15 protein-coding genes and 1 pseudogene are annotated in these 20,800 nt (G+C 68.1%); 11 read left to right on the top strand and 5 right to left on the bottom strand.

Annotated features, from left to right (window positions below):
- Positions 1-78 precede the first annotated feature (78 nt).
- Entirely contained in the window at positions 79-747 is a 669-nt protein-coding gene (locus tag BMY06_RS12290) for an O-methyltransferase (protein ID WP_065064844.1), read from the bottom strand.
- Between the two features lie 369 nt (positions 748-1,116).
- Between BMY06_RS12290 and BMY06_RS12295 the strand changes: the two genes are divergently transcribed.
- Complete coding sequence (locus tag BMY06_RS12295) at positions 1,117-1,854, top strand: TetR/AcrR family transcriptional regulator (RefSeq protein WP_124263153.1); 738 nt, start codon at positions 1,117-1,119, stop codon at positions 1,852-1,854.
- Between the two features lie 251 nt (positions 1,855-2,105).
- Here the strand turns inward: BMY06_RS12295 and BMY06_RS12300 are convergent, their stop codons facing one another.
- Entirely contained in the window at positions 2,106-2,288 is a 183-nt protein-coding gene (locus tag BMY06_RS12300) for a hypothetical protein (RefSeq protein ID WP_124263154.1), read from the bottom strand.
- Here BMY06_RS12300 and BMY06_RS38610 point away from each other — a divergent pair.
- The 10 genes from BMY06_RS38610 (at position 2,274) to bcsR (ending at position 18,447) form a co-directional block, all read left to right on the top strand.
- Positions 2,274-2,810 carry a hypothetical protein gene (locus tag BMY06_RS38610; protein WP_124263155.1) on the top strand — a complete coding sequence of 179 codons (537 nt, stop codon included), beginning with the start codon at positions 2,274-2,276 and terminating at the stop codon, positions 2,808-2,810. The two genes, BMY06_RS12300 and BMY06_RS38610, sit on opposite strands and share 15 nt — an antisense overlap.
- A 195-nt stretch (positions 2,811-3,005) precedes the next feature.
- The gene (gene bcsB / locus BMY06_RS12310) at positions 3,006-5,450 is read left to right on the top strand and encodes a cellulose biosynthesis cyclic di-GMP-binding regulatory protein BcsB (protein WP_244144348.1); all 2,445 of its coding nucleotides are present in this window, start codon (positions 3,006-3,008) and stop codon (positions 5,448-5,450) included.
- 2 nt (positions 5,451-5,452) lie between these two features.
- Entirely contained in the window at positions 5,453-6,787 is a 1,335-nt protein-coding gene (gene bcsZ / locus BMY06_RS12315; protein WP_390971522.1) for a cellulose synthase complex periplasmic endoglucanase BcsZ, read from the top strand.
- Entirely contained in the window at positions 6,769-10,803 is a 4,035-nt protein-coding gene (locus BMY06_RS12320) for a cellulose synthase subunit BcsC-related outer membrane protein (RefSeq protein WP_244144347.1), read from the top strand. Before bcsZ ends, BMY06_RS12320 begins: the two co-directional genes overlap by 19 nt.
- 58 nt (positions 10,804-10,861) lie before the next feature.
- A complete protein-coding gene (gene bcsE / locus BMY06_RS12325) occupies positions 10,862-12,736 on the top strand; it encodes a cellulose biosynthesis protein BcsE (protein ID WP_074983343.1) in 1,875 nt (624 codons plus the stop codon).
- Positions 12,737-12,740: 4 nt separating this feature from the next.
- Positions 12,741-13,043 carry a hypothetical protein gene (locus tag BMY06_RS12330; protein WP_074983344.1) on the top strand — a complete coding sequence of 101 codons (303 nt, stop codon included), beginning with the start codon at positions 12,741-12,743 and terminating at the stop codon, positions 13,041-13,043.
- Positions 13,040-13,894, top strand: a complete 855-nt coding sequence (gene bcsQ / locus BMY06_RS12335; protein WP_065064856.1) for a cellulose biosynthesis protein BcsQ — start codon at positions 13,040-13,042, stop codon at positions 13,892-13,894. Before BMY06_RS12330 ends, bcsQ begins: the two co-directional genes overlap by 4 nt.
- Complete coding sequence (bcsA, locus tag BMY06_RS12340; RefSeq protein WP_074983346.1) at positions 13,891-16,518, top strand: UDP-forming cellulose synthase catalytic subunit; 2,628 nt, start codon at positions 13,891-13,893, stop codon at positions 16,516-16,518. The genes bcsQ and bcsA overlap by 4 nt, the downstream gene beginning before the upstream one ends.
- Positions 16,519-16,608: 90 nt before the next feature.
- Complete coding sequence (gene bcsG / locus BMY06_RS12345; protein ID WP_065064860.1) at positions 16,609-18,201, top strand: cellulose biosynthesis protein BcsG; 1,593 nt, start codon at positions 16,609-16,611, stop codon at positions 18,199-18,201.
- Entirely contained in the window at positions 18,202-18,447 is a 246-nt protein-coding gene (bcsR, locus tag BMY06_RS12350; protein ID WP_074983347.1) for a BcsR/BcsP family cellulose biosynthesis protein, read from the top strand.
- 39 nt (positions 18,448-18,486) lie between these two features.
- On the opposite strand, the gene BMY06_RS12355 is transcribed toward bcsR, so the two are convergent.
- The 3 genes and pseudogenes from BMY06_RS12355 to BMY06_RS12365 all read right to left on the bottom strand — a co-directional run.
- Positions 18,487-19,365, bottom strand: a complete 879-nt coding sequence (locus tag BMY06_RS12355) for an SAM-dependent methyltransferase (RefSeq protein ID WP_074983349.1) — start codon at positions 19,363-19,365, stop codon at positions 18,487-18,489.
- A gap of 33 nt (positions 19,366-19,398) precedes the next feature.
- On the bottom strand, positions 19,399-19,650 hold the full coding sequence (locus BMY06_RS12360) for a hypothetical protein (RefSeq protein WP_065064866.1): 252 nt from the start codon (positions 19,648-19,650) through the stop codon (positions 19,399-19,401).
- Positions 19,651-19,810: 160 nt separating this feature from the next.
- Positions 19,811-20,737 (bottom strand): annotated as a pseudogene (locus BMY06_RS12365) (hypothetical protein); the annotation flags it as partial.
- Positions 20,738-20,800: the final 63 nt, after the last annotated feature.

Consider the following 20,800-nt stretch of genomic DNA (forward strand, 5'->3'; position numbering starts at 1 on the left):
GCCGGTGCTGCGGAGGCAGCCCGGCGTTTTTTTATGGCGCGTTACTGATGGCGTGTTGCTGATTGTGCGCGCGCTCCTTCAAGCGCCGACGATCGTGATCGCGAAACCGTCCCAGCCTTTGCTGCCCACCGTCTGCACGGCCGTGGTGTCGAGCCGCTTGTCGGCGCTCACCTCGTCGAAGTAGTCGCGCAAGCCCGTGACGTCGGCGTCGTGATCGTCGGCGTCGGCGATGCGGCCGCGGCGCACCACGTTGTCGGCGACGATCACCGTGCCCGGGCGCGAGAGTTTCAGCACGCGGTCGAGGTAGTTCGCGTTATTGCTTTTGTCCGCGTCGATAAAGACGAAATCGAACGGTGCCGTCTGCTCCGCCAGCATCGCGTCGAGCGAATCGAGCGCGAGTCCCGTGATCACGCTCACGCGGTCCGCGAGATTCGCATGCGCGATGTTCGCACGCGCAACGGCCGCGTTTTCCGGGCTGTATTCGAGCGACACGAGCTGACCGCCGGGCGGCAGCGCACGCGCGAGCCAGATCGCGCTATAGCCCCCCAGCGTGCCGATTTCGAGAATGCGTTTCGCGCCCTGGATGCGCGCGAGCAGATGCAGGAACTTGCCCTGATTCGGCGCGACGTTGATGGACCGAAGCCCCGCTTTCCCGCTCGCGGCGAGCGCGTGGTCGAGGGCGTCGTCGGCGCCGATCAGGCGTTCGGTGAACCAGTCGTCGACGGCTTGCCAGGTTTGCTCGTTCATTGCTGCGCTCCTCGGAATCGTGCAGTGATGTGCATGTGCAATCGGGTGGACGCGGCAAGCTTAGCGCAGTCGTCGCGAGGCGCGCAGGTTCGCGCGCGACCCTAAGCCGCCATTCATGCCGATTCATATTCGCTGTGCGGCGACTCGCTGCGACTCGGTGCTTTTTTCGCGGGATTTCGTGACGGATTAAATCGGCATTCGCTTTCGATTGAGGCAAGGATGAATTGCCGTCATGCGCACACTTATCCTTACATAACCTTTCACAAGGAATTGAAAGACGTTTTCATCCGTTCAATGCAGCATCTTTGATAGTATTCACGCGTTTGTTCTCCAAATGCTTTGGATTTGCAGCCGTGAACCGGCGACGCATTGCGCATCGTCCTGGTGCACGAGCAGGATTCGCTGTGCAGTACGAAGCGTGCGGAGAACCTCGTTCTACCATCAAGGTGCCCCTTGGATACCGATACCACTATGCCCGCCGAAGCTCCTCCTGTCGCACGCGGCAGGGGCCGGCCGGTAACGATCACGCGCGAGGCGCGCCGCGAGCAGATTCTCAAGGCGGCCGAGGGCCTGTTCAAGCTGTCCGGCTACGCCGCGACCAGCATGGCCGATATCGCGCGCGTGTGCGAAACCTCGAAGCGCACGATCTATGAACTCTTCCCCACCAAGGAAGAACTGTTTCGCGCACTGGTGGCCGACGCGGAGTCGTTCCCCGACGTGCAGCACGAAATCGACGACGCGCTTTCGCCGCAAGCCGTGCTCGAAGCCACACTCGCCGAAATGGCGCATTACGTGCTGAGCGAGCGGCATGTGACCGTGAGCCGTCTGGTGATTGCCGAATCGAATGCCTTTCCCGAGATTCGCCAGCACTATTACGATCAGGGCATTCATCGCAGCAAGCAGTTTCTGGAATCGCGCCTCGCATTGCTGATCGAACGCGGACGTATTGCGCCCGTGAATATCGATCGCATGGCCGACATGCTGTTCGGCGCCGTGATCGGCACGCATTTGATTGCCGCTATCAGCTATCGGCAGACGCCGGATATGAATGATGTCGCCGCGCGCGCGCGCGAATCCATCGCCGGGCTGATCAAACCTGTCGATTAATCGACGGATTAAGAACGGCTGAAAAACAAGCGCCAAGGTTCTCGCCAACCTTGGCGCTTTTTTGTGCGCGGCGTATTGCAGAAGCCATTCGCGCTTCGCGCATCGAAAAAAATAATTCGGCAAGCGCGCATTCGCATCCGCAAGCAACGCGCGATTCGTCTGAATGATTTTTCCCGATTCATTGCGGCATTCACGCCAGGACGCCGCCGACGAAACCAGAGCGTGTACTGCGTCGAATTCGATCGCCGGTTTTACGCAATCAAACGAATCGCTTTCCTCGCCATCCAATCAGGATCGCTAATCAATTGAATCTGCATGCTCGAACCGATCGACTCGCGAAGCGAGATTGACGGGTTCGCGATGGTGGGGCGCGGAGTCGGCGTTCGTCGCGCGCCGCGTTCGCGCTTGCCGACCTCGCCGTGTTCGGCGAACACGCGCGGCATGCGTCACGGCTGTCCGGTGATCGCCAGGCGGCGCGGATGCGCTCGAAAGCGGCTCAGGGCGGGCCATGCGGGCCGCGCTTGCGTGTCAATGTACGCAATCGTTTGCGCAATCATGTGCGCTGTTGCGCCGCGTTTCGTCTGGCCGGCTGTGCTCACGATCCCGTCGAACCTGGCGGCGCTCATGCGCTGTGGAAGATCGCGCATCGCCGTCGGTCGGTGAAGCTCGAAGCGCAAGCCAGACTGCCGCGCAATCGTTTGGCACGCTGCATGCGGTCGCCGCAAACGTTCGCGCATGGCATTCATCTGACAAACACATGGCGCATTCGGCAAACTCATACTCGCGCCTTTGCCCCCAATCTGCGCGCGCTTTTTTCATTCGGGTTCGCAATGAAAGCGAACCGCAATGTGCCATCCAGCGCCGTCATACCAGGGATTATCGGTATCGCTTTAAATCGCATGAGTCAATTTCCGTTGCGCGAAAACGACTACCAGGCACGCAATGACGTTGTTTAACAATTCAAGTTGGATAAACAGTGCTCAATCCCATGTCGTTATTGAGCAGACTCAGATAAACTCCGACGAATCTCAAAATAACGCGCTGGCGCTGTTCCCGGATAAGGCGGGTATTTCGAGACCGCCAACATCACTAGACGGCTGACTGTGCGAATCGGGGGCAGTCGTCGCGAATAAGACAAAGGGCCGTTTGCGATGCGAGTTTCCGTTCATGTCCGCCTGGGTGCGTTGATCGCCGGGCTGTTGGTGGGATCGAGTTTGCTCGCAGCCGACAAGCCCGCTCCCGCAACCGCCGCCAGCAAAGCCGCCGCACCAGGCACGCCAAATGCTCAGCCGCCCGGCGGCGCGCCGGCCTCCGCTGCGAATGTGGCGAACGCAACGATCGCCGCGACTGCGGCGAGCCCGTCCGCGCAAGGCGCCGGTCCCGCCGTGATCCAGACCACGCCCGGCACCGTCGCGATGCCCAACGACAACGCCAATCCGGCGCCGCTCGGCCCGCCGCGCACGCATGTGTTTTCGCTGCGCGACATGGGCGTGTACGGGCCGATGGAATTGCGCGGCCTCGATCCGACCGGCTACATGAACGTCGACGTGCGCACCGACGAGGTCGTGACGAGCGCAAAGCTGCGCCTCATGTATACGTACTCGCCGTCGCTGATCTATCCGCTTTCGCATCTGAAAGTCTTCGTCAACGGCGAAGTGGTCGCGACCATTCCGCTTGTGAAGGAAAGCGCCGGCCAGCTCGTGACGAGCGAGATCAATCTCGATCCGCGCCTGTTCACCGACTACAACCGCATCAGCGTGCAGATGATCGCGCACTACACGCTCGATCATTGCGAAGACCCGTACCACACGACGCTGTGGACCGACGTCGCGCCGCAGACCACGCTCACGCTGAACACGGCGGGCATCAATCTGCCCAACAGCCTCGCGCTGCTGCCGGTGCCGTTCTTCGACCGTCACGACAACCGCCTGCTGCGCGTGCCGTTCGTGCTCGCCGCCAACGCGGGCGTGCCGACGCTGCATGCGGCCGGCGTGGTGTCGTCGTGGCTCGGCGCACTCGCGAGCTATCGCGGCGCACGCTTCCCGGTCACGCGCACGGCGCCCGCCGACGCCAACGCCGTCGTGCTCGCGCTGCCGGGTCAGGTGCCGGAAGGCATCTCGTTGCCTGAAATCAAAGGCCCGACGATCAGCGTGATGAACAACCCGGCCGCCGATCCGCAGTCGGGCCGCAAGCTGCTGGTGCTCGCGGGCCGCACGCCCGAGGAACTGGAGAAGGCCGCCGACGCCCTCGTGCTCGGCCAGGCCGGCATGGCGGGCAGCAGCGTGATCGTGCAGTCGGTCGATCTGGGTCCGGCGCGCAAGCCCTACGACGCGCCGAACTGGGTGCCGACCGACCGCCCCGTGCTGATGCGCGAGCTGGTGAGCGATCCTCAGCAGTTGCAGGTGTCGGGCTACAACCCGCCCGCGATCCGCGTGAACATGCGCGTGCCCGCCGACCTCTACGCGTGGGCGCGCACCAATGTGCCGCTCGACATCCGCTATCGCTACACGGCGCCGTCGACCTGGAACGATTCGATCCTCAACGTCAGCATCAACGACCAGCTCGTGCGCTCGCAGCGCCTGAAGCCCGTCACGCGCGCCTCCGACGAAACGCGCATCAGCGTGCCGCTGCTCTCGGGCACCGACGCGCGCGCCGCCAGCAACATCGAAATCCCGGCCTTCCGCGTGGGCTCGAACAACCAGTTCCAGTTCCAGTTCCATATCGATTCGCAGAAGACCGGCCTGTGCACCTCGACGGCCGCCGACGTGGCGCGCGCCGCCATCGACCCCGATTCGGTGATCGATTTCAGCGGCTTCGCGCACTACACGGCGCTGCCGAACCTCGCCTTCTTCGCCAACAGCGGCTATCCGTTCACGCGCATGGCGGACCTCGCGCAAACGGCCATCGTGATTCCCGACACGCCGAACGCGCAGGACCAGGAAGCCGTGCTGACGATGCTCGGCCACATGGGCCAGTGGACCGGTCTGCCCGCGCTGCGCGCGACGCTCGTGCCCGCCAGCAAGATCGACAGCGTGAGCGGCGACGACCTGCTCGTGATCGGCTCGGGCTCGGCCGCCGACCTGCTCGCGAAATGGGGCAAGGACCTGCCGCTGCTGATCGAGCGCGGCAAGACCGAAGTGACGACGCGCGACCAGAAGAGCGGCTGGCCGGGCTGGCTCGGCGGCACCGAGGACGACGACGAGCCGAGGCCCGCGGGCCGCTCGATCGTCACGCTCGGCGGTCCGATGGCGGCGCTGATCGGCTTCGAGTCGCCGCTCAAATCGGGGCGCAGCGTGGTGGCGCTCTCCAGTACGTCGTCGGCGCAGCTCGGCGACGTGCTCGACGCGCTCGACGACAGCGGCAAGGTCGCGGCGATCCACGGCGACCTGACCGTGGTGCGCCAGAACGAAGTGGAAGGGCTGCGCGTGGGCGAGCGTTATTTCGTCGGCGATCTGCCCTGGTACGCGCGCGCCTGGGTGCATATCTCGCGCTATCCGTCGCTGATGGCCGTGGCCGGGATTCTCGCGGGCCTGATCGTCGCGCTGACGGTGTTCTGGGCGCTCGGACGCATGGCTGCCCGCCGCACCGGAGACTGAACGTGCCGACCGGGTTGAGGGCCAAGCCCTGCCTCACACGCTGGCTCGCGGCCAGCGCCTGCGCGCTCGCGCCGCTGCTGCTCGGCGCGCCCGCGTCCGCGCTTGCCGCGACGGCGAACGCGATCGCCAAAACGCCTGCTGCGAAGACGACGTCGGCTGCCGCGCCGCAAGCGCCTGCCTGCGCGTGGTCCGACTGGACCGCGTTCAAGGGCGCGCTGCTGTCCGCCGACGGACGCGTGATCGACGCCAGTTCGCCGCGTCAGGTGACGGTCTCCGAAGGCCAGTCGTACGCGCTCTTCTTCGCGCTCGTCGCGAACGACCGCGCGGCCTTCGACAAGATCCTCGCGTGGACCGAGAACAATCTCGCCCAGGGCGATCTCGCGGCGCATTTGCCCGCGTGGATCTGGGGGCGCACCGACATCGACGAAAACGGCGCGCCGGTCGTGGCTTCGGCTGCGTCGGCCGCGTCGTCCAGCCCCGCTACGCAGACGCAAACCGGCACGTGGGGCGTGATCGACACCAACTCCGCCAGCGACGCCGATCTCTGGATCGCCTACACGCTGCTCGAAGCGGGCCGCCTCTGGAACGTGCGCCGCTACACGGCGATCGGCACGGTGATGGCGCGCAACGTCCTGCGCCGCGAGACGGCCGCGCTGCCCGGCCTCGGCCGCACGGTGCTGCCCGGCCCGGTCGGCTTCACGCTCGACAAGAACACGTGGCGTCTGAACCCGAGCTATGTGCCGCTGCAGGTCATGCGCCGCTTCACGCTCGCGATGCCCGAGAAAGAACGGCCCGAGTGGAAGTCGCTGCTCGGCAGTTCGGCGAAGCTCGTCAACGGCACCGCGCCCAAGGGCTTTTCGCCCGACTGGGTCGTCTACCGCGCGCGGGGCAACAAGGGCGACTTCGGCCCTGACGAACCCACGCACGCCGAAAGCGCCTATAACGCGATCCGCGTCTATCTGTGGGCGGGCATGCTCGCTTACGACGACCCGGCGCGCAGCGCGACGCTCGCGACCTTCGCGCCGCTCTCGGCCTTCGTGGCCGCGCACGGCTTTCCGCCCGAGCGCGTCAACACGCAGACCGGCGAACCCGGCCCGAACGAGGGCAACGGCGGCTTTTCGGCGGCGGTCGCGCCGTATCTGTCGGCACTCGGCCGCACCGATCTGTCCGATGCGCAGGTTCAACGCAGCCGCACGCTCGCGCAAAAATCGCCGCCCGGCTATTACAGCAGCGTGCTGATGCTGTTCGGCCTCGGCTATCTGCAAGGCCTTTATCGCTTCGATGCGCAAGGCCGCGTAATTCCCGCATGGACGGCTCAATGCCCGGCAGCACGATGAACGCCCTCGCGAAAGCGCCGCGCGCCGGCGCCGGCTCGCGCGCGCGTCGGTGCGCGCCGCGGCTGTCGGCCCGCATCGCCTCGATGCTCGCGCTGCTGATCGCCGCATCGCCGCTGGCCGCGCGCGCGCAGAGCGCGCCGATCGTGCAAAACGCCCAGAACACGCGCCAGCCCGCCGCGAACGCCGCCGCACCCGCCGCCCAGGCCGCGCAACTGCTCTCGGCAGCGCGCATGTGGATGGCGAAGAACCGTCCCGACGTCGCGCGCGGTCTCGTGCAGAAGGCGCTGCTGTTCGATCCGCAGCAGCCCGACTCGCTCGCGCTGATGGGCGAGATCGAACTGCGCTCGAACCACACGGCCGAAGCCGCCAAACTGCTCGCGCAACTGAAGAAAGTCGCGCCGAACGCGCCCGCGACCCAGGAGCTGTCCGACGCCTACCGCGTCGCGACCAGCGACAAGAACGAACTCGCGCAGATCCGCCTGCTTTCCAGCGCGGGCAAGTCCGACGAAGCCGCCGCGCGCATGAAGAAGCTGTTCCCGGGCGGTGCGCCGCGCGGCGACCTCGCGCGCGACTATTACCGTATCGTCGCGGGCACGGACGCGGGCCGCGTGCAGGTCATCGACGAACTGCGCGCGCGTCTGAAGCGCAATCCGAACGACACCGACGCCGCGCTGATTCTCGGCGACATGCTGACCGACCGCGCCAGCACGCGCATGGAAGGGCTGAATCTGCTGTACACCGTCTATCAGCGTCAGGACGGCAATCGCGCCGACGCGCTGGAGCGCTGGCGCCGCGCGCTCGGCAGCGCGGGACGCGACGATCCGGCCTATTACGTCTGGTATCTGCGCTATCTGCAGGAAGTCCCCGACGACACCGACGCGCAGCAAACCGTCGCCGACCTCGCGAAGAAGCTCGGGCCGAAGGCCGTCGCGCAGGCCAATGCGGCGGCGGCGAACGGCAAGCCCTACAACGTGGCGTCGAGCGGCACCGGCTCGTCAGGTTCGGCGCGCTCGTCGGCTTCATCGGGTACGTCGCGCGTGCGCGTGGCCGGTCCCGGCGCGCGCGCCCGCAACCAGGGTCTCGCGCAACTGGCGCGCGGCGATCTCAAGGATGCCGAAGCGTCGCTGCAAACCGCCCAGCGCGCGAGCCCGAACGACGGCGAGACGATCGGCGCGCTCGGCCTCGTGCGTCTGCGAGAAGGCCGTCAGGACGAGGCGCGCGCCCTGTTCGCGCGCGCCATCAAGCTCGATCCCGACAACGCCGGCAAGTGGCGCAGTCTCGAACACACGGCGGCCATCTGGGGCACCATCGGCCGCGCCCGCGACGCCAACGCGCAAGGCAAGCCCGAGCAGGGCGAAGCGCTCGCGCGCGAGGCGCTCAAGCTCGATCCGGGCAACGCCACGGCCACGCGCCTGCTCGCCGACTCGCTGATGGCGCAGAAGAAGTGGAGCGAGGCCGAGGCCGTGCTGCGTCCGCTCGTGACGGCGAAGGAGCCCGATCTCGACGCGCTGCGCAGCCTCGTCACCGTGCTGCGCGAAACCCATCGCGACAACGAGATCGGTCCGCTGATCACCGCGACGGCGCCGCGCCTGTCGGGCTCCGAAGCGGAACTGAAACATCTGCACGCCGAACTGCTGGCGATCCAGGCCGACCAGCTGCTCGCCGAAAACCGCAAGAGCCCGGCCATCGCCAAGCTCGAAGACGCCGTGCGCCTCACGCCCGACGACGCCTGGACGCGCTTCACGCTCGCGCGCCAGTATCGCGACCTGAATCTGCCCGCGCTCGGCCGTCAGGTGATGGAGGACGGCCTGAAGGCCTCGCAGGCGTCCGACATGCGTTACGCGACGGCGCTGTATCTGAATTCCGTCGACGACATCGACGCCGCCGCCGCGCAGCTCGACGCCGTGCCGGCCGCCGAACGCAGCGACGGCATGCGCGAGCTGATGGGCAATCTCGCCGCGCAGAAGAAGCTCGCGCAGGCCCGCCAGCTGATCGCGCAAGGCAAGGAAGACGAGGCGCGCGCGCTGCTCGACTCAGCCGCCGCGGACGCCAGTGCGGCCAACGATCCGCAGATGCTCGCCTCGGTGGGCCGCGAGTGGATCGCGCTCGGCGAAACCGACAAGGGGCTCAAGCTCGTGCAGGACTGGCTCGCCGCGCATCCGTCCGACGACGGCGCGAACGGCGCGCGCGTGCGCTACGGCGAACTGCTCGGCGCCGCCAACCGCGACGACGACTGGTCGAAGTTGATCGACGCCACACGCGCGCAGCCGGGCCTGACCGACGAACAGCGCGCCGATCTCGACGACCAGGAACTACGTCTGGCCGTGCGCGCGACCGACCGTCAGATCGACAACGGCGACTTCCGCAGCGCGCAGCGCACGCTCGACGCGGTGCCGTCGCGCCTGAAGTCGAACCGCCGCTGGCTGCTCGAGGAAGCCGATCTGCTCGAAGCGAAGGGCGACTACAAGGGCGCGCTGGCGGCGGCGCAGAAGGTGCTCGCGGCCAATCCGGACGACGCCGACGCGCGCCTGACCGTGGCGCGTCTGTACGAGCGCATGGGCCGCGACCGCGAAGCCACGCAACTGGTGCGCGACGTGCTCGCCGACACGCCCGAGGACGACGTGGACACGCGCCTCGCGATCGCGCGGCGCTTCACGGCGCAAGGGCGCAACCAGGAAGCGCAGGACGTGATCGCTCCGCTGCGCGAGCGCTATCCGGACCGCTCGGACGTGACGATCCAGGCGGGCCGCGTGGCGCAGTCGCGCGGCGATTACAACGATGCCGCCAGCCTCTATCGCAGCTCGCTCGTGCAGGAACAGGCGGAAGGCGAACAGGCCGGTCCGGACGGTCTGACCTCGGGCGCGCGTGCGCTGCAAGGTCTCGACGACCGCCGTCAGGGGCAGATCGCGACCGAGTGGTATCAGTCGAATCTGTCGGGCGACCCGGGCATCTCGGAGCTGCACGCCACCGAAGTGCCGCTCTACGTGCGGATTCCGAACGGTTATTCGGGCCATTATTTCTTCCACGCCGACACGGTCTACCTGAACGCGGGCACGCTGCCCGCGGGCAGCGAAGGCGTGTACGACTACGGCAAGTCGCCCGCGCTCAGCAACGCGAACGTGCCCGCCATCAACGAGACCGCCACCGGCGTGGCGCTCGCGGCGGGCTACGAATTCAGCGGCGCGAATACGAGCTGGCGCGCCGACATCGGCAGCACGCCGATCGGCTTCCCGATCTCGAGCGTGCTGGGCGGCCTGCTGTATCGCTACGACTTCCAGCATGCGTCGGTGTCGGTGGACCTCTCGCGGCGCGCCATGACGAGCAGCCTCGTGTCCTACGCGGGCGGACGCGATCCGATCACCGGCGAAACCTGGGGCGGTGTGGTCCGCAACGGCCTGACCGTGCGCGGCGCGCACGACTTCGGGCCGGGCACGCTGTTCACGAGCCTCGGCTTCGGCCTGCTGACCGGCACCAACGTGCCGACCAACCAGGAATTCAAGGTGCGCAGCGGCTACGACTGGACGGTCTGGCGGCGGCCCGACCAGTCGGTGTCGAGCGGCCTGACGATCAACTACTGGAAGTATTCGAAGAACGAGCACTTCTACACCTTCGGCAACGGTGGCTATTACAGCCCGCAGAGTTATCTGTCGTTCAGCCTGCCGCTCGACTGGACCGGACGCTGGGGCAAGCTTTCGTGGGAAATCGACGGCTCGGTGGGCGTGTCGTTCACCAACGAAGACCGCTCGCCCTATTTCCCGACGCGCCCCGATCTGCAGGCGCTCGCGGGCGATCCGTTCTTCGGCGGCGGCTCGGGCGGCGGCTTCAGCTACACGGCGGAAGCCGCGCTCGAATACCGCGTGACGCCGCACTTCGTGGTGGGCGGCCGTTTCCGGCTTGACCGCTCGCGCGACTACGCGCCGAACGTGGGCCTGGTGTACCTGCGCTATTTCTTCTCGCCGCAGCATGGCCCGGTGCCTTACCCGCCGACGCCTGTCAGGCCATACTCGGAATATTGAGGCATCGTATGAAGACTTCGACCCGAACCGTCATCGCCTCCGCGAACCGGGCGACCCGATGAACGAGCCTATCCGCGCTCCCCAAAGCCCGGCCGCCGATGCGCGCGCGCCGCGCCAATCGCTGCTCGCGCGCCTGTCGCAGCGCGAGCCGCTGGCGATCGACGGCCTGCCGCCCGCGCTCGCCGCGCTCGGCTCGGGCCAGGTGCACATCGTCTATGCGAACGCCTCGCCCGCGCGCGACGCGCTGTTCTGGGAAACCGCCGCCGCCGCGCTCGAAGGTCCGGCCACGGTGCTCTCCACGCGCGACGGCGCGAGCATCGCGGCCATGCTGCGCGAGCGCGGCATCGACATCGACCGGCCCGGCTCGACGCATCACTGGGCCAACGTCTGCTCGCTCGCGCCGCTCGAAGGCCGCGACGGCGCGCAGGTGCTGATCGAGGCGCTCGACGCGCTCGCCAACCAGTGCGCCGCGCCCGCGAGCCAGTTCTATCTCGAAGGCGCCGAAGCCTTCTTCGACTGGCACGACGCCGCGTCGCTCGCGCGCCAGGGCGCGCTGCTCGCGAGCTGGTGCGCGCAGCATCGTTACGGCGTGCTGCTGCTGGCCGAACCGCCGGGTCTCGGCGACGACAACGCGCATCCCGAGCTGACCGCCTTCCAGGCGCGCTTCGCGGGCGCGGCGCAACTGCTGCAAACGCAGGGCCAGTTCCATTGGGAAGTGGCGTTCTGGCGCTCCGAAGACGCCGTGCTCGGCAGCCAGTCGCTGCCGCTGCGTTTTTCGGCGCTCGATCACCGTCTGACCGTGGACGGCGGCACCTTCGCGCAGACGGCGACCGAAGTGGGCCTGCTCGCGCCCGACGAAGGCCGCGTGATCGTTTCGCGCGACGCCGTGATCAACGAGCGCGTGCTGCCGCCCGCCTGGCAGGTCGTCGACGACAACGAAGCGGCGCTCGGCGCCTCGCGCACCGCCGTCGCCGCAACGGTGATCCTCGACTTCGGCACGAGCCGCCAGCTCGAATCGCTCGCGGAACAGGTCCACACGCTTCGGCTGCAATGCGGCAACGCGCTCAAGATCATCGTGCGCGAGGAAGCGGTGGCGATGCGCTACGAGTCGCTCATGCTCAATCTGGGCGCGAACCGCGTGATCGCGCGTCACACCACGCTCTCGCAGGTGGAAGCGATCGTCGACAGTCTGCAGGGGCAGGTGTATTCGCGTCCGGTGCCCGCCGACTATCGCCAGGCGCTCGCGGGCGTCATGCACGGCGAGGAAAGCGGCTACGTGGGCGCGGCGCATTTCGTCGAGCTGGTGCGCGCGGCCGTCGAACGCAGCCGCGTGATCCAGTTGCCGAGCGTGCTGATCCGGCTCGCGCTGATGCCCGAGGTCGCGCACGTCGACGCGCTCAAGGCGTGTCAGTTGCGCCGCGCGGGCGACATCGCGACCGCCGCCGGCGACAGCCTGTACGTGTTCTTCTTCGCCTGCCGCCTCGGCGACGCCGACGCGGTGCTGCAGCGCGTGTTCAAGAATCCGCTCGCGGAGCTGTTCCAGGGCGAGCAGCGCTGCGGCGATCCGAATTCGATCGGCGCGCTGCTCGAAACGCTCGAAGACGAAATCGACGCGCAGACGCCGCCCGATTATTCCGGCTGGCTCGCGATTCACGCGCCGCAAACGCCGCGCGGGGCCGCGTCGGCGCCGAGCGCTGCGGCGGCGGCGGCCGGGACTTCCGCGAACGATGTGACAACCGCAGCGACAACCGCAGCGGCCGCCGCCTCGCCCGCTCCCGCGCCTCAGGCCGTGCAGGACCCCGATCTGCTGCCCGCGCTGCCCGTGCTCGACGACGCGCCGCCCGCCGCCACCGCCGAGGGCGCGCCGCGGGCGAAAGCCACGCGCGCCGAACCGCGCCGCGCCGCGCTGCCGCTCAAAGCCCAGGACCGCTAACGCCATGGATATTTTCTTCGGTTACTTCGTCTGGGGGCTGATCCTCGCCGCACCGCTCTGGTGGCTCGCGTGGCGTCTGCGTCTCGGACGCTTCGTGCCCGACTGGGCCAAACCGGCGCGTCAGCGCCCGCTCGAACTGCCGCCGCAACTGGGTGCGCTCGTGATCCGCGGCAAGCGCCGCAAGGAAGTCGCGATGCGCCGTCCGTCGGCCGTGCCGGCGTCCGCCGCTTCGTCTACCAAGTCTGTCACGCCGGCTGTGTCCACCAGCTCCGGCCCCTCCGCTCCGCTCGCGGAGCCGCGCTCATGAAGACCGTCGCCATCGTTTCCTCCGTCGGCGGCGTGGGCCGCACGACCTTCACCGCCGCGCTCGCGAGCCTGCTCGCGTCGCGCTCGCACCCCGTGCTCGCCGTCGAATGCGATCCGCGCAACGTGCTGGGCCTGCACTTCGGCCTGCGCGAGAGCGCGCGCGAAGGACTCGTCACGCATCTGCACGACGCGAGCGCGTCGGGCGACACGTGGGCGCGCGCCGCGCTGCAAAGCGACGACCAGGTGCTCGTGCTGCCGTGGGGCAGCGCGCCCGATCAGGTCGGCCATGAGGTCGACGAAAGCGCTGCCGACGGCGCGTCGCGTCTCGATGCCGATCCGCAATGGCTGCGCAGACTGCTCGCGCGCGTCGATCTGCCGGGCAACGCGATCGCACTGATCGACTGCGCGCCGTGGCCGTCGGCGCACGCGCGCCAGGCGATCGCCGCCGCCGACCTCGTGCTCGGCGTGATCGCGCCCGACGCCACCGCCTGCGCGACGCTGCCGCGCCTGAGCGCCGCGCTGGTGCGCGCGGGCAAGCGCACCGCCTTCGTCGCCAACGCCGTGGTGCCCGCGCGGCCGCTGCATACCGATCTGATCGCCTTGCTGCGCGCGCGGCTCGGCGCGGCCATGCTGCCGTACATCGTGCACGCCGACACGGGCATTCCCGCCGCGCTCGCAAGCGGCGCGAACTTCTGTCTCGGCTCGCCGGGCTCGCAGGCGGCGCACGATCTGAACGGCGTCGCCTCTTGGCTCTCGCACTGGGCGACCGGCACGCCCATCGACACGCACGGCGGCCTGCCCGAAGGCGCGCGCCCCGCGCCGCCCGACCGCGCGACGGGAGCGGCGCGATGAGTCGCGCGCGCATCGCCGCATTTTTCTCGGCGCGGTGGACCGCGTTCTGGGCCGCGATCTGGTCCACCGTGCGCCGCGTAGGCGCGCCGCAGCTCGACCTCGCCGCCGACGCGCCGCGCGGCCAGTGGCTGCTGCGCCTGTTCTTCCGTCCGCCGCGCCCCGGCAAGCGCGACTGGCCCGCGCTCGTCTTCACGACGCTCGGCAACGACATCGTCGAGCGCCTGAACATGGGCGGCGACCGCAGCGCCGGTGCGTGGATCTGGCGCCTGTTCCTGCGCCCGCGCCGCGCGCGCCGTCGTCTGGCCGCCGATCTGCGCAAGCTGCACAAGCAGCCGCATCCGCACCGCATCGCCTTGCGCGTCTGGCTCGACAAGCGCCTCGAACCGCTCTACCGGCGCGCCGCGCGTGCGAGCGACGCCGTGGCCGCGCGCCTGCCCGCCGTCGACTGGGACGGCATCCGCGCGCGCCTCGAAAAGCTCTCCGAAGCGCTCGACCGCGTGCCGTTCCTGCGCCAGTGCCTGCTTCTGTTCGCCTTCATCGCCGCCGTGGCGGTCTGCACCACGCCGCTGCCGCTCGGCTCGCAGGTGCTGCTGTTCTTCCTCGTGTGGCTCATGGTGATGCTGGCGCGCCGCGTGCCGGGGCGTCTCGCGACCATGCTGATGGTGATGCTCTCGATCCTCATGACGGGCCGCTATGTCTGGTGGCGCAGCACGCAGACGCTGCACCTCACGACGCCCGCCGAAGCGATCGTCGGCTACGTGCTGTTCGCCGCCGAGGTCTACACGTGGGTCGTGCTGATGTTCGGCTATGTGCAGACCGCGTGGCCGCTGCGCCGCAAGCCCGGCGCGCTGCCCGACGATCCCGCCGACTGGCCGACCGTCGACCTGTACATTCCGACCTACAACGAGCCGCTGTCGGTGGTGCGCCCGACCGTGTTCGCCGCGAGCACGATCGACTGGCCGCGCGACAAGCTGCGCATCTATATCCTCGACGACGGCGACCGCGACGAATTCCGCGACTTCGCCGCCGAAGTGGGCGTGGGCTATATCCGCCGCAAGGAGCACAACCACGCGAAGGCCGGCAACATCAACCACGCGCTCAAGCTCACCGACGGCGAGCTGATCGCGATTTTCGACTGCGATCACATTCCGACGCGCTCGTTCCTGCAGACGACCGTGGGCGTGTTCCTCGCCGATCCGAAATGCGCGATGGTGCAGACGCCGCACCACTTCTTCTCGCCCGATCCGTTCGAGCGCAACTTCGACACGTTCCATCGCGTGCCGAACGAAGGCAGCCTGTTCTACGGCCTGATCCAGGACGGCAACGACTTCTGGGACGCAACCTTCTTCTGCGGCTCGTGCGCGATCATCAAGCGCGGCCCGCTCGAGTCGATCGGCGGCCTTGCTGTGGAAACCGTGACCGAGGACGCGCACACCTCGCTGCGCCTGCATCGACACGGCTTCACCTCGGCGTATCTGCGCACGGTGCAGGCGGCGGGCCTCGCGACCGAAAGCCTCGCGAGCCACATCGGTCAGCGCATCCGCTGGGCGCGCGGCATGACGCAGATCTTCCGCATCGACAATCCGTGGCTCGGCAAAGGTCTCTCGTTCTTCCAGCGCATGTGCTACAGCAACGCCATGCTGCACTTCTTCTACGGGATTCCGCGCCTGATCTTCCTCGTGATGCCCTGCGCGTACCTGTATTTCGGACTGCACGTGATCAACACGCCGGCGCCCGTGATCCTCGCCTACGTGCTGCCCTATCTCGTGATTTCGGCGACCGCGAACTCGCGCATTCAGGGACGCTATCGCCATTCGTTCTGGGCCGAAGCCTACGAAAGCGTGCTCGCGTGGTACATCGTGCTGCCGACCACGATCGCGTTCTTCAATCCGAAGCTCGGCAAGTTCAACGTGACGTCCAAGGGCGGCCACATCGAGCACGACTATCTCGACTGGACGATCTCGACGCCGTATCTGGTGCTGCTCGGCATCAACGTGTGCGCCGTGCTGGCCGGGCTCGCGCGGCTGACGATCTGGCAGAGCGAGGAGCCGGCGACCGTGTTCATGAACCTGTTCTGGGCCGGCGTGAATCTCACGGTGCTCGGTCTCGCGGTGGGCGTGGCGAAGGAAGCGCGCCAGGTGCGCGTGGCGCACCGCATTCCGCTGCGCGTGCCCGCCATGCTCACGCTGCCCGACGGCCGCACGCTCGCCTGCAAGACCGAGAACTATTCGATGGGCGGTCTCGGCCTCGTGCTGCCGCCGGACTCGGGCCTCGAAACGCTCGCCGCGGGCGAGCGCGTGAGCGTGTGTCTCGCGCGCGGCGCGGTGGAGCACGACTTTCCGGCGGTGGTCGCGCGGCTCGCGGACCGGCGCCTGGGCGTGCGTTTCGAGGACATGAGCATCGAGCGCGAGCGGCGTCTCGTCGAATGCACGTTCGGCCGCGCCGATGCGTGGCTCGACTGGGAAGACGTGCCGCCCGAGGACGCGCCGCTCAACGGACTCGTCGAGCTGATCATGCTGAGCTGGCAAGGCTATCTGCGTCTGGCCGATGCCTTCTTCGACGCGCTCGAAAACATCTTCACGCGGCGGCGAGCCGGACGGGGCGACCCGGCCGGCCAGCCCTGATACGACCCCGTCGGCCACGATCGACCGTACGAACTCACGACCGACCTCACGACCGACATTACGCCGCGCAACGCGGGAACGCGACACACCATGGGCCTCTGGAATCTCTACTTCGCCGCCAAGCTGTACCTGTACGCACTGGGCACATTCAGCCCGCTGTGGCTGCTGAACATCGTGTTCGCGGCCGCGCTGCTGGTGCCGCTGCATGTGCGCTGGCTGCGCATCACGCGCAACGTGCTCGCGGTGCTCGCGGGCATCGCGCTGTTCTATCACGAGTCGGGCTGGCCGCCGATCAGCCGCGCGATCTCGCAGATCCCCGTGCTGCTGACCTTCACGCCGTCGTACATGCTCGAACTGCTCGGGCGTCTCGTCTCGCTCAAGATGATCGTGAGCACGGTGCTGGCCATCCTGCTCTACTTCCTGATCAACCGCTGGATTCGCGTGACGACGCTGGTGCTGATCGCGCTCGTCGTGGTGCCGATATGGCACGGCGCGGGCACGCTGGTCGCGAACGCCAGCAGCGCGTTCGCGCAAAGCGCTTCGGGCGACAACGCCGATGGCGACAGCCGCAACGCCAACGAGCCGCGCAACGAGCAGGCCGGCACCTACGATCAGCAGCTCGCGGCGTTCCGCGCGAACGAAGCAGGCCGCCACGTGAATTTCACGCCGCTCACGCAGGACGCCAACGCGCAGTTCGACATCATCGTCGTGCATATCTGCTCGCTCTCGTGGGACGACATGGACGTCGTGAAGGCGCGCAACAACCCGCTGTTCTCGCGCTTCGACTACATCTTCCAGAACTTCAGCTCGGGCGCGAGCTATAGCGGCCCGGCCGCGATCCGCGTGCTGCGCGCGACCTGCGGACAGGAAGCGCACAAGGCGCTCTACGATCCGGCGCCGGCCGAATGCCATCTGTTCGCGCAGCTTGCGCAGGCCGGCTACACGCCGCAGGCGCTGCTCAACCACAACGGCCGTTTCGACGACTTCCGCGGCACCGTGCTCAAGGAAATCGGCGTGCCGGGCGTGACGATTCCGTCGAACGACGGCCTGCCCGTGTTCATGAAGGAGTTCGACAACTCGCCGCTGGTCGACGACTACGATGTGCTCGCGCGCTGGTACAAGCAGCGGCTCGCGGCGGGCGGCGGGCCGGTCGCGCTCTACTACAACACGGTGTCGATGCACGACGGCAACCGCCTGCCCAACAGCAAGCTCACGAGCCTGGAGTCGTATCCGATCCGTCTGCAAACCCTGCTCGGCGACGTCGACAAGCTGATCGACCTCGTCGCGCAATCGGGCCGCAAGGCCGTGATCGTGTTCGTGCCCGAGCACGGCGCGGCGCTGCGCGGCGAAGAGAACCAGATCGCGGGCATGCGTGAAATTCCGACGCCGCGCATCGTGCACGTGCCGGTGGGCGTGAAGATCGTCGGCTTGCCGGCGGGCACGGAGCACGCGGGCGGCCCGGTCACGATCGATACGCCGACCAGCTATCTCGCGCTCGCGCAACTGCTCGCGAATCTGGTGGCCAAGAGCCCGTTCGCGCCGGGCGCGGAACCGCTCGCGCAGTACGCGAACGGTCTGCCGCAAACGCGCATGGTGGGCGAGAACGAAGGCACCGTGTCGATGACGACGCCGAATGGCTATGTGATCCACACGCCGGACGGCGTCTGGGTGGAGGGCAAGTAAATGTCGCTGAAACTCTGGCTGAACGGGCAGCGCGCGCGCCGCAATCCGCTGCTGCCGAGCGATATCGACGCGCTCGCGCGGCTCGTCGACGGCGTGGACGCCGATCGCTACTACGACGTGCAGGCGCAGGACGCCTGGCAGGACGCGGCGGCGCGCTGGCCGCTCGTCGCGGCCGTGCTCGAGCTGGAGTCCGCGCCTTTGGCGGCATCTTTGGCCGCATCTTCGCCGGACGCTACGCCGACGTAAGACGGCGGATACGGTGTGCAGCCGGACGCACCGCGTGAGCTACACGCGCTCGGCGAGCACCACGCGCTCCATCGGCATGCAGCCCAGCAGGCGGCCGGTGGGCGCGATATAACGGCGCGCCAGCGCCTCGGGCTCCGGCTGCGCGATCACGCGCCAGCCGTAACCGGCGAGCAAGGCGCGCATCGCCTCGGGATCGATCCCGAATCGCCAGATCGCCCTCGGCGCGACGAATCGCCGGTACACACCCTCCTGCCCCGGCGGCACTTTTCCTTCCAGAAAATCGCGGCTCACGTATGTGAACGCCAGGCGGCTGCCCGCCGCGGCGCGGCCGAGCATCTCGAACGTCGCGTGCACGCTCGCGCTGTCGAGATATTGCGTGACGCCTTCCCAGACGAAAAACGTGCGGCGGCTGCGCGTATAGCCCTGCGCAGCCAATACCGCGTCGAGCGCGAGATGCTCGAAATCGACGGCCACGAGCGTGACGTTCGCGGGCAGCTTGCCGAAGCGCCGCAACAGGCGCTGACGTTTGGCGTCGATATTCGCCGGCTGATCGAGCTCCCAGGCGGGCACGCCCGTGCCGCGCAGCAGGCGGAACGCGCGCGTGTCGAAACCCGCGCCGAGGTTCACGAACGCTTCCATTTGCGGTGACGCGTCGGTGAGCGCTTCCGTCAGCGCGTCGTCGATAAAGCGCTTGCGGCACAGCATGCCGCCCCACAGCCCCGGATAACGACGCTCGGCCAACGCGACGAGCCGAAGCGCGGTGCGCGTGCCCATCAGCGCAATGAGCCAGCGTGCGGGTGTCGGCAGCAGCGCGGCCGCCAGATCGTCGACGACGATGCGGCGCTCGGCCGGCAAGCGCTGCTCGACGGCCACGAGCGCCATCGGACCGATGCCGGTTTGCGCGGCTTCGCGGGTCATCGTTGCTTCACGGCTGATGGGCGTCGAGCGCGATCAGGCGTCCAACGATGCGGGCGCGCGCCGCCGCCCCTGCACGCGCGTGACGGAATCGAACAGCGCCTCGGCGCGTGCGAGTTCGTCGAGCGCGAAGTCCAGACGCGACTGCGCCGCGCCGTGCGAGCGCGCGGGATCGAGGTCGCCGAACGCGGCCTGCTGCGCGGCGCGGAACGCCTGGTCGACGTTGCGGCTCGCCTCAAGAAAGCGTCGGGCGGCTTCGGCCTCGCGCGAATGGGTGGGTATCGCCATGGAAGAGTTCCATTGTTGATTGCGCCGGATCGGCGCCAAACAGCAGATCGCCCTGCGCGACGTCGTGCAGCAGGTCGCCTTGCGCGGGGCCGCGCGAGACCGTGCGCGTGCGCACGCCGCGCAGCAGGTCGTTGCGGGCTGCGCGCGGCGGCCGGGCGGGCGCGCAGTCGGCGGGCAGCAGATCGAAGAGATCGCGCGCGAACAGCTCGCGCGTGACGCCGCGCGGGTTCGGCTGCGCGGCTTCCATACGGCAGCGCGACGTTTCCGCGCCGAGCGTGAATTCAGCTTCGCGCAGCGCGCCGGCTTCGCGCGCCTTCGCGCCGAGATCGAACAGATCGCTCGTCACGCCGCGCGCGGGCTGCGCGGGCGCGCTGCGCAGACGGCGCGTGAGCTCGACCCAGGCGTCGAAGTCGGCGTTGCGCGCGGCGTCGTGCAGCGCGGCCATGTCGCGCGCCTTCACGCGCGTGGGCTGCGCGAGACGCACGAAATACGGCGCTTCCAGTTCCACACCGAATGCGACGGCGTAGGTTTTGGCGGCTTTTCCATCGCCCGCGCCCGCGTTGTTCGCCGCCTTCGCGCCGGAGCGCTCCGCGCGGTCCACGACCACCGTGCCCTGCGACGGCGACGGCGCCTTGCCCGTGCTCACGCTGCGCAGACGCTCGGGCTGCACGCGCAGGCTGCTGCCGAGCGTGAGCTCGGTCGGCGACGCGCACACCAGCGCGTAGTGATGATCGCGCGGCTTGCCGGACGGAAAACGCAGACGGCTCGTGACAAACACATGCGGCGGCAGCGGACGCACCTGCCCGCTCGCATCGACCCAGGCATTCCAGACCAGCGCGCCCTCGCGGCGCAGCTCGGTCATGCGCGGACGGCTGGCCGCCGCCGAAAACAGCGCGAGCAGCGAACCGGTGCGCAACGCCGCAACCTGCGCGCTGTTGCCGAGCGGCTGATTGATGCCCCACAGGAACCGGCCGCCGCCCAGCCTGCGCTCCCACTCCTTGCGCAGGACGATCGTCGGGAGATCTTCTCCCGTCTCCGATCCGATCCTGGACCAGCAAAACGTGGGGGGTAGGTGATTGAGCGCCATCGACATCCTCGGAAATACAGCCAGCCCGCCAGTTTCGGCGAGCAATTCAATAAGCGTTACTGT

This window comes from Paraburkholderia tropica (assembly GCF_900109265.1).
GTDB lineage: Bacteria > Pseudomonadota > Gammaproteobacteria > Burkholderiales > Burkholderiaceae > Paraburkholderia > Paraburkholderia tropica.

Bases quoted from the DNA above. Each gene is read 5' to 3' on its own strand.
- BMY06_RS12360 (WP_065064866.1), bottom strand. From the start codon at position 19,650: ATGGCGATACCCACCCATTCGCGCGAGGCCGAAGCCGCCCGACGCTTT.
- bcsA (WP_074983346.1), top strand. From the start codon at position 13,891: ATGAGTCGCGCGCGCATCGCCGCATTTTTCTCGGCGCGGTGGACCGCG.
- bcsQ (WP_065064856.1), top strand. From the start codon at position 13,040: ATGAAGACCGTCGCCATCGTTTCCTCCGTCGGCGGCGTGGGCCGCACG.
- bcsG (WP_065064860.1), top strand. From the start codon at position 16,609: ATGGGCCTCTGGAATCTCTACTTCGCCGCCAAGCTGTACCTGTACGCA.
- bcsB (WP_244144348.1), top strand. From the start codon at position 3,006: ATGCGAGTTTCCGTTCATGTCCGCCTGGGTGCGTTGATCGCCGGGCTG.
- BMY06_RS12320 (WP_244144347.1), top strand. From the start codon at position 6,769: ATGCCCGGCAGCACGATGAACGCCCTCGCGAAAGCGCCGCGCGCCGGC.
- BMY06_RS12330 (WP_074983344.1), top strand. From the start codon at position 12,741: ATGGATATTTTCTTCGGTTACTTCGTCTGGGGGCTGATCCTCGCCGCA.
- BMY06_RS12355 (WP_074983349.1), bottom strand. From the start codon at position 19,365: ATGACCCGCGAAGCCGCGCAAACCGGCATCGGTCCGATGGCGCTCGTG.
- BMY06_RS12290 (WP_065064844.1), bottom strand. From the start codon at position 747: ATGAACGAGCAAACCTGGCAAGCCGTCGACGACTGGTTCACCGAACGC.
- bcsR (WP_074983347.1), top strand. From the start codon at position 18,202: ATGTCGCTGAAACTCTGGCTGAACGGGCAGCGCGCGCGCCGCAATCCG.
- bcsE (WP_074983343.1), top strand. From the start codon at position 10,862: ATGAACGAGCCTATCCGCGCTCCCCAAAGCCCGGCCGCCGATGCGCGC.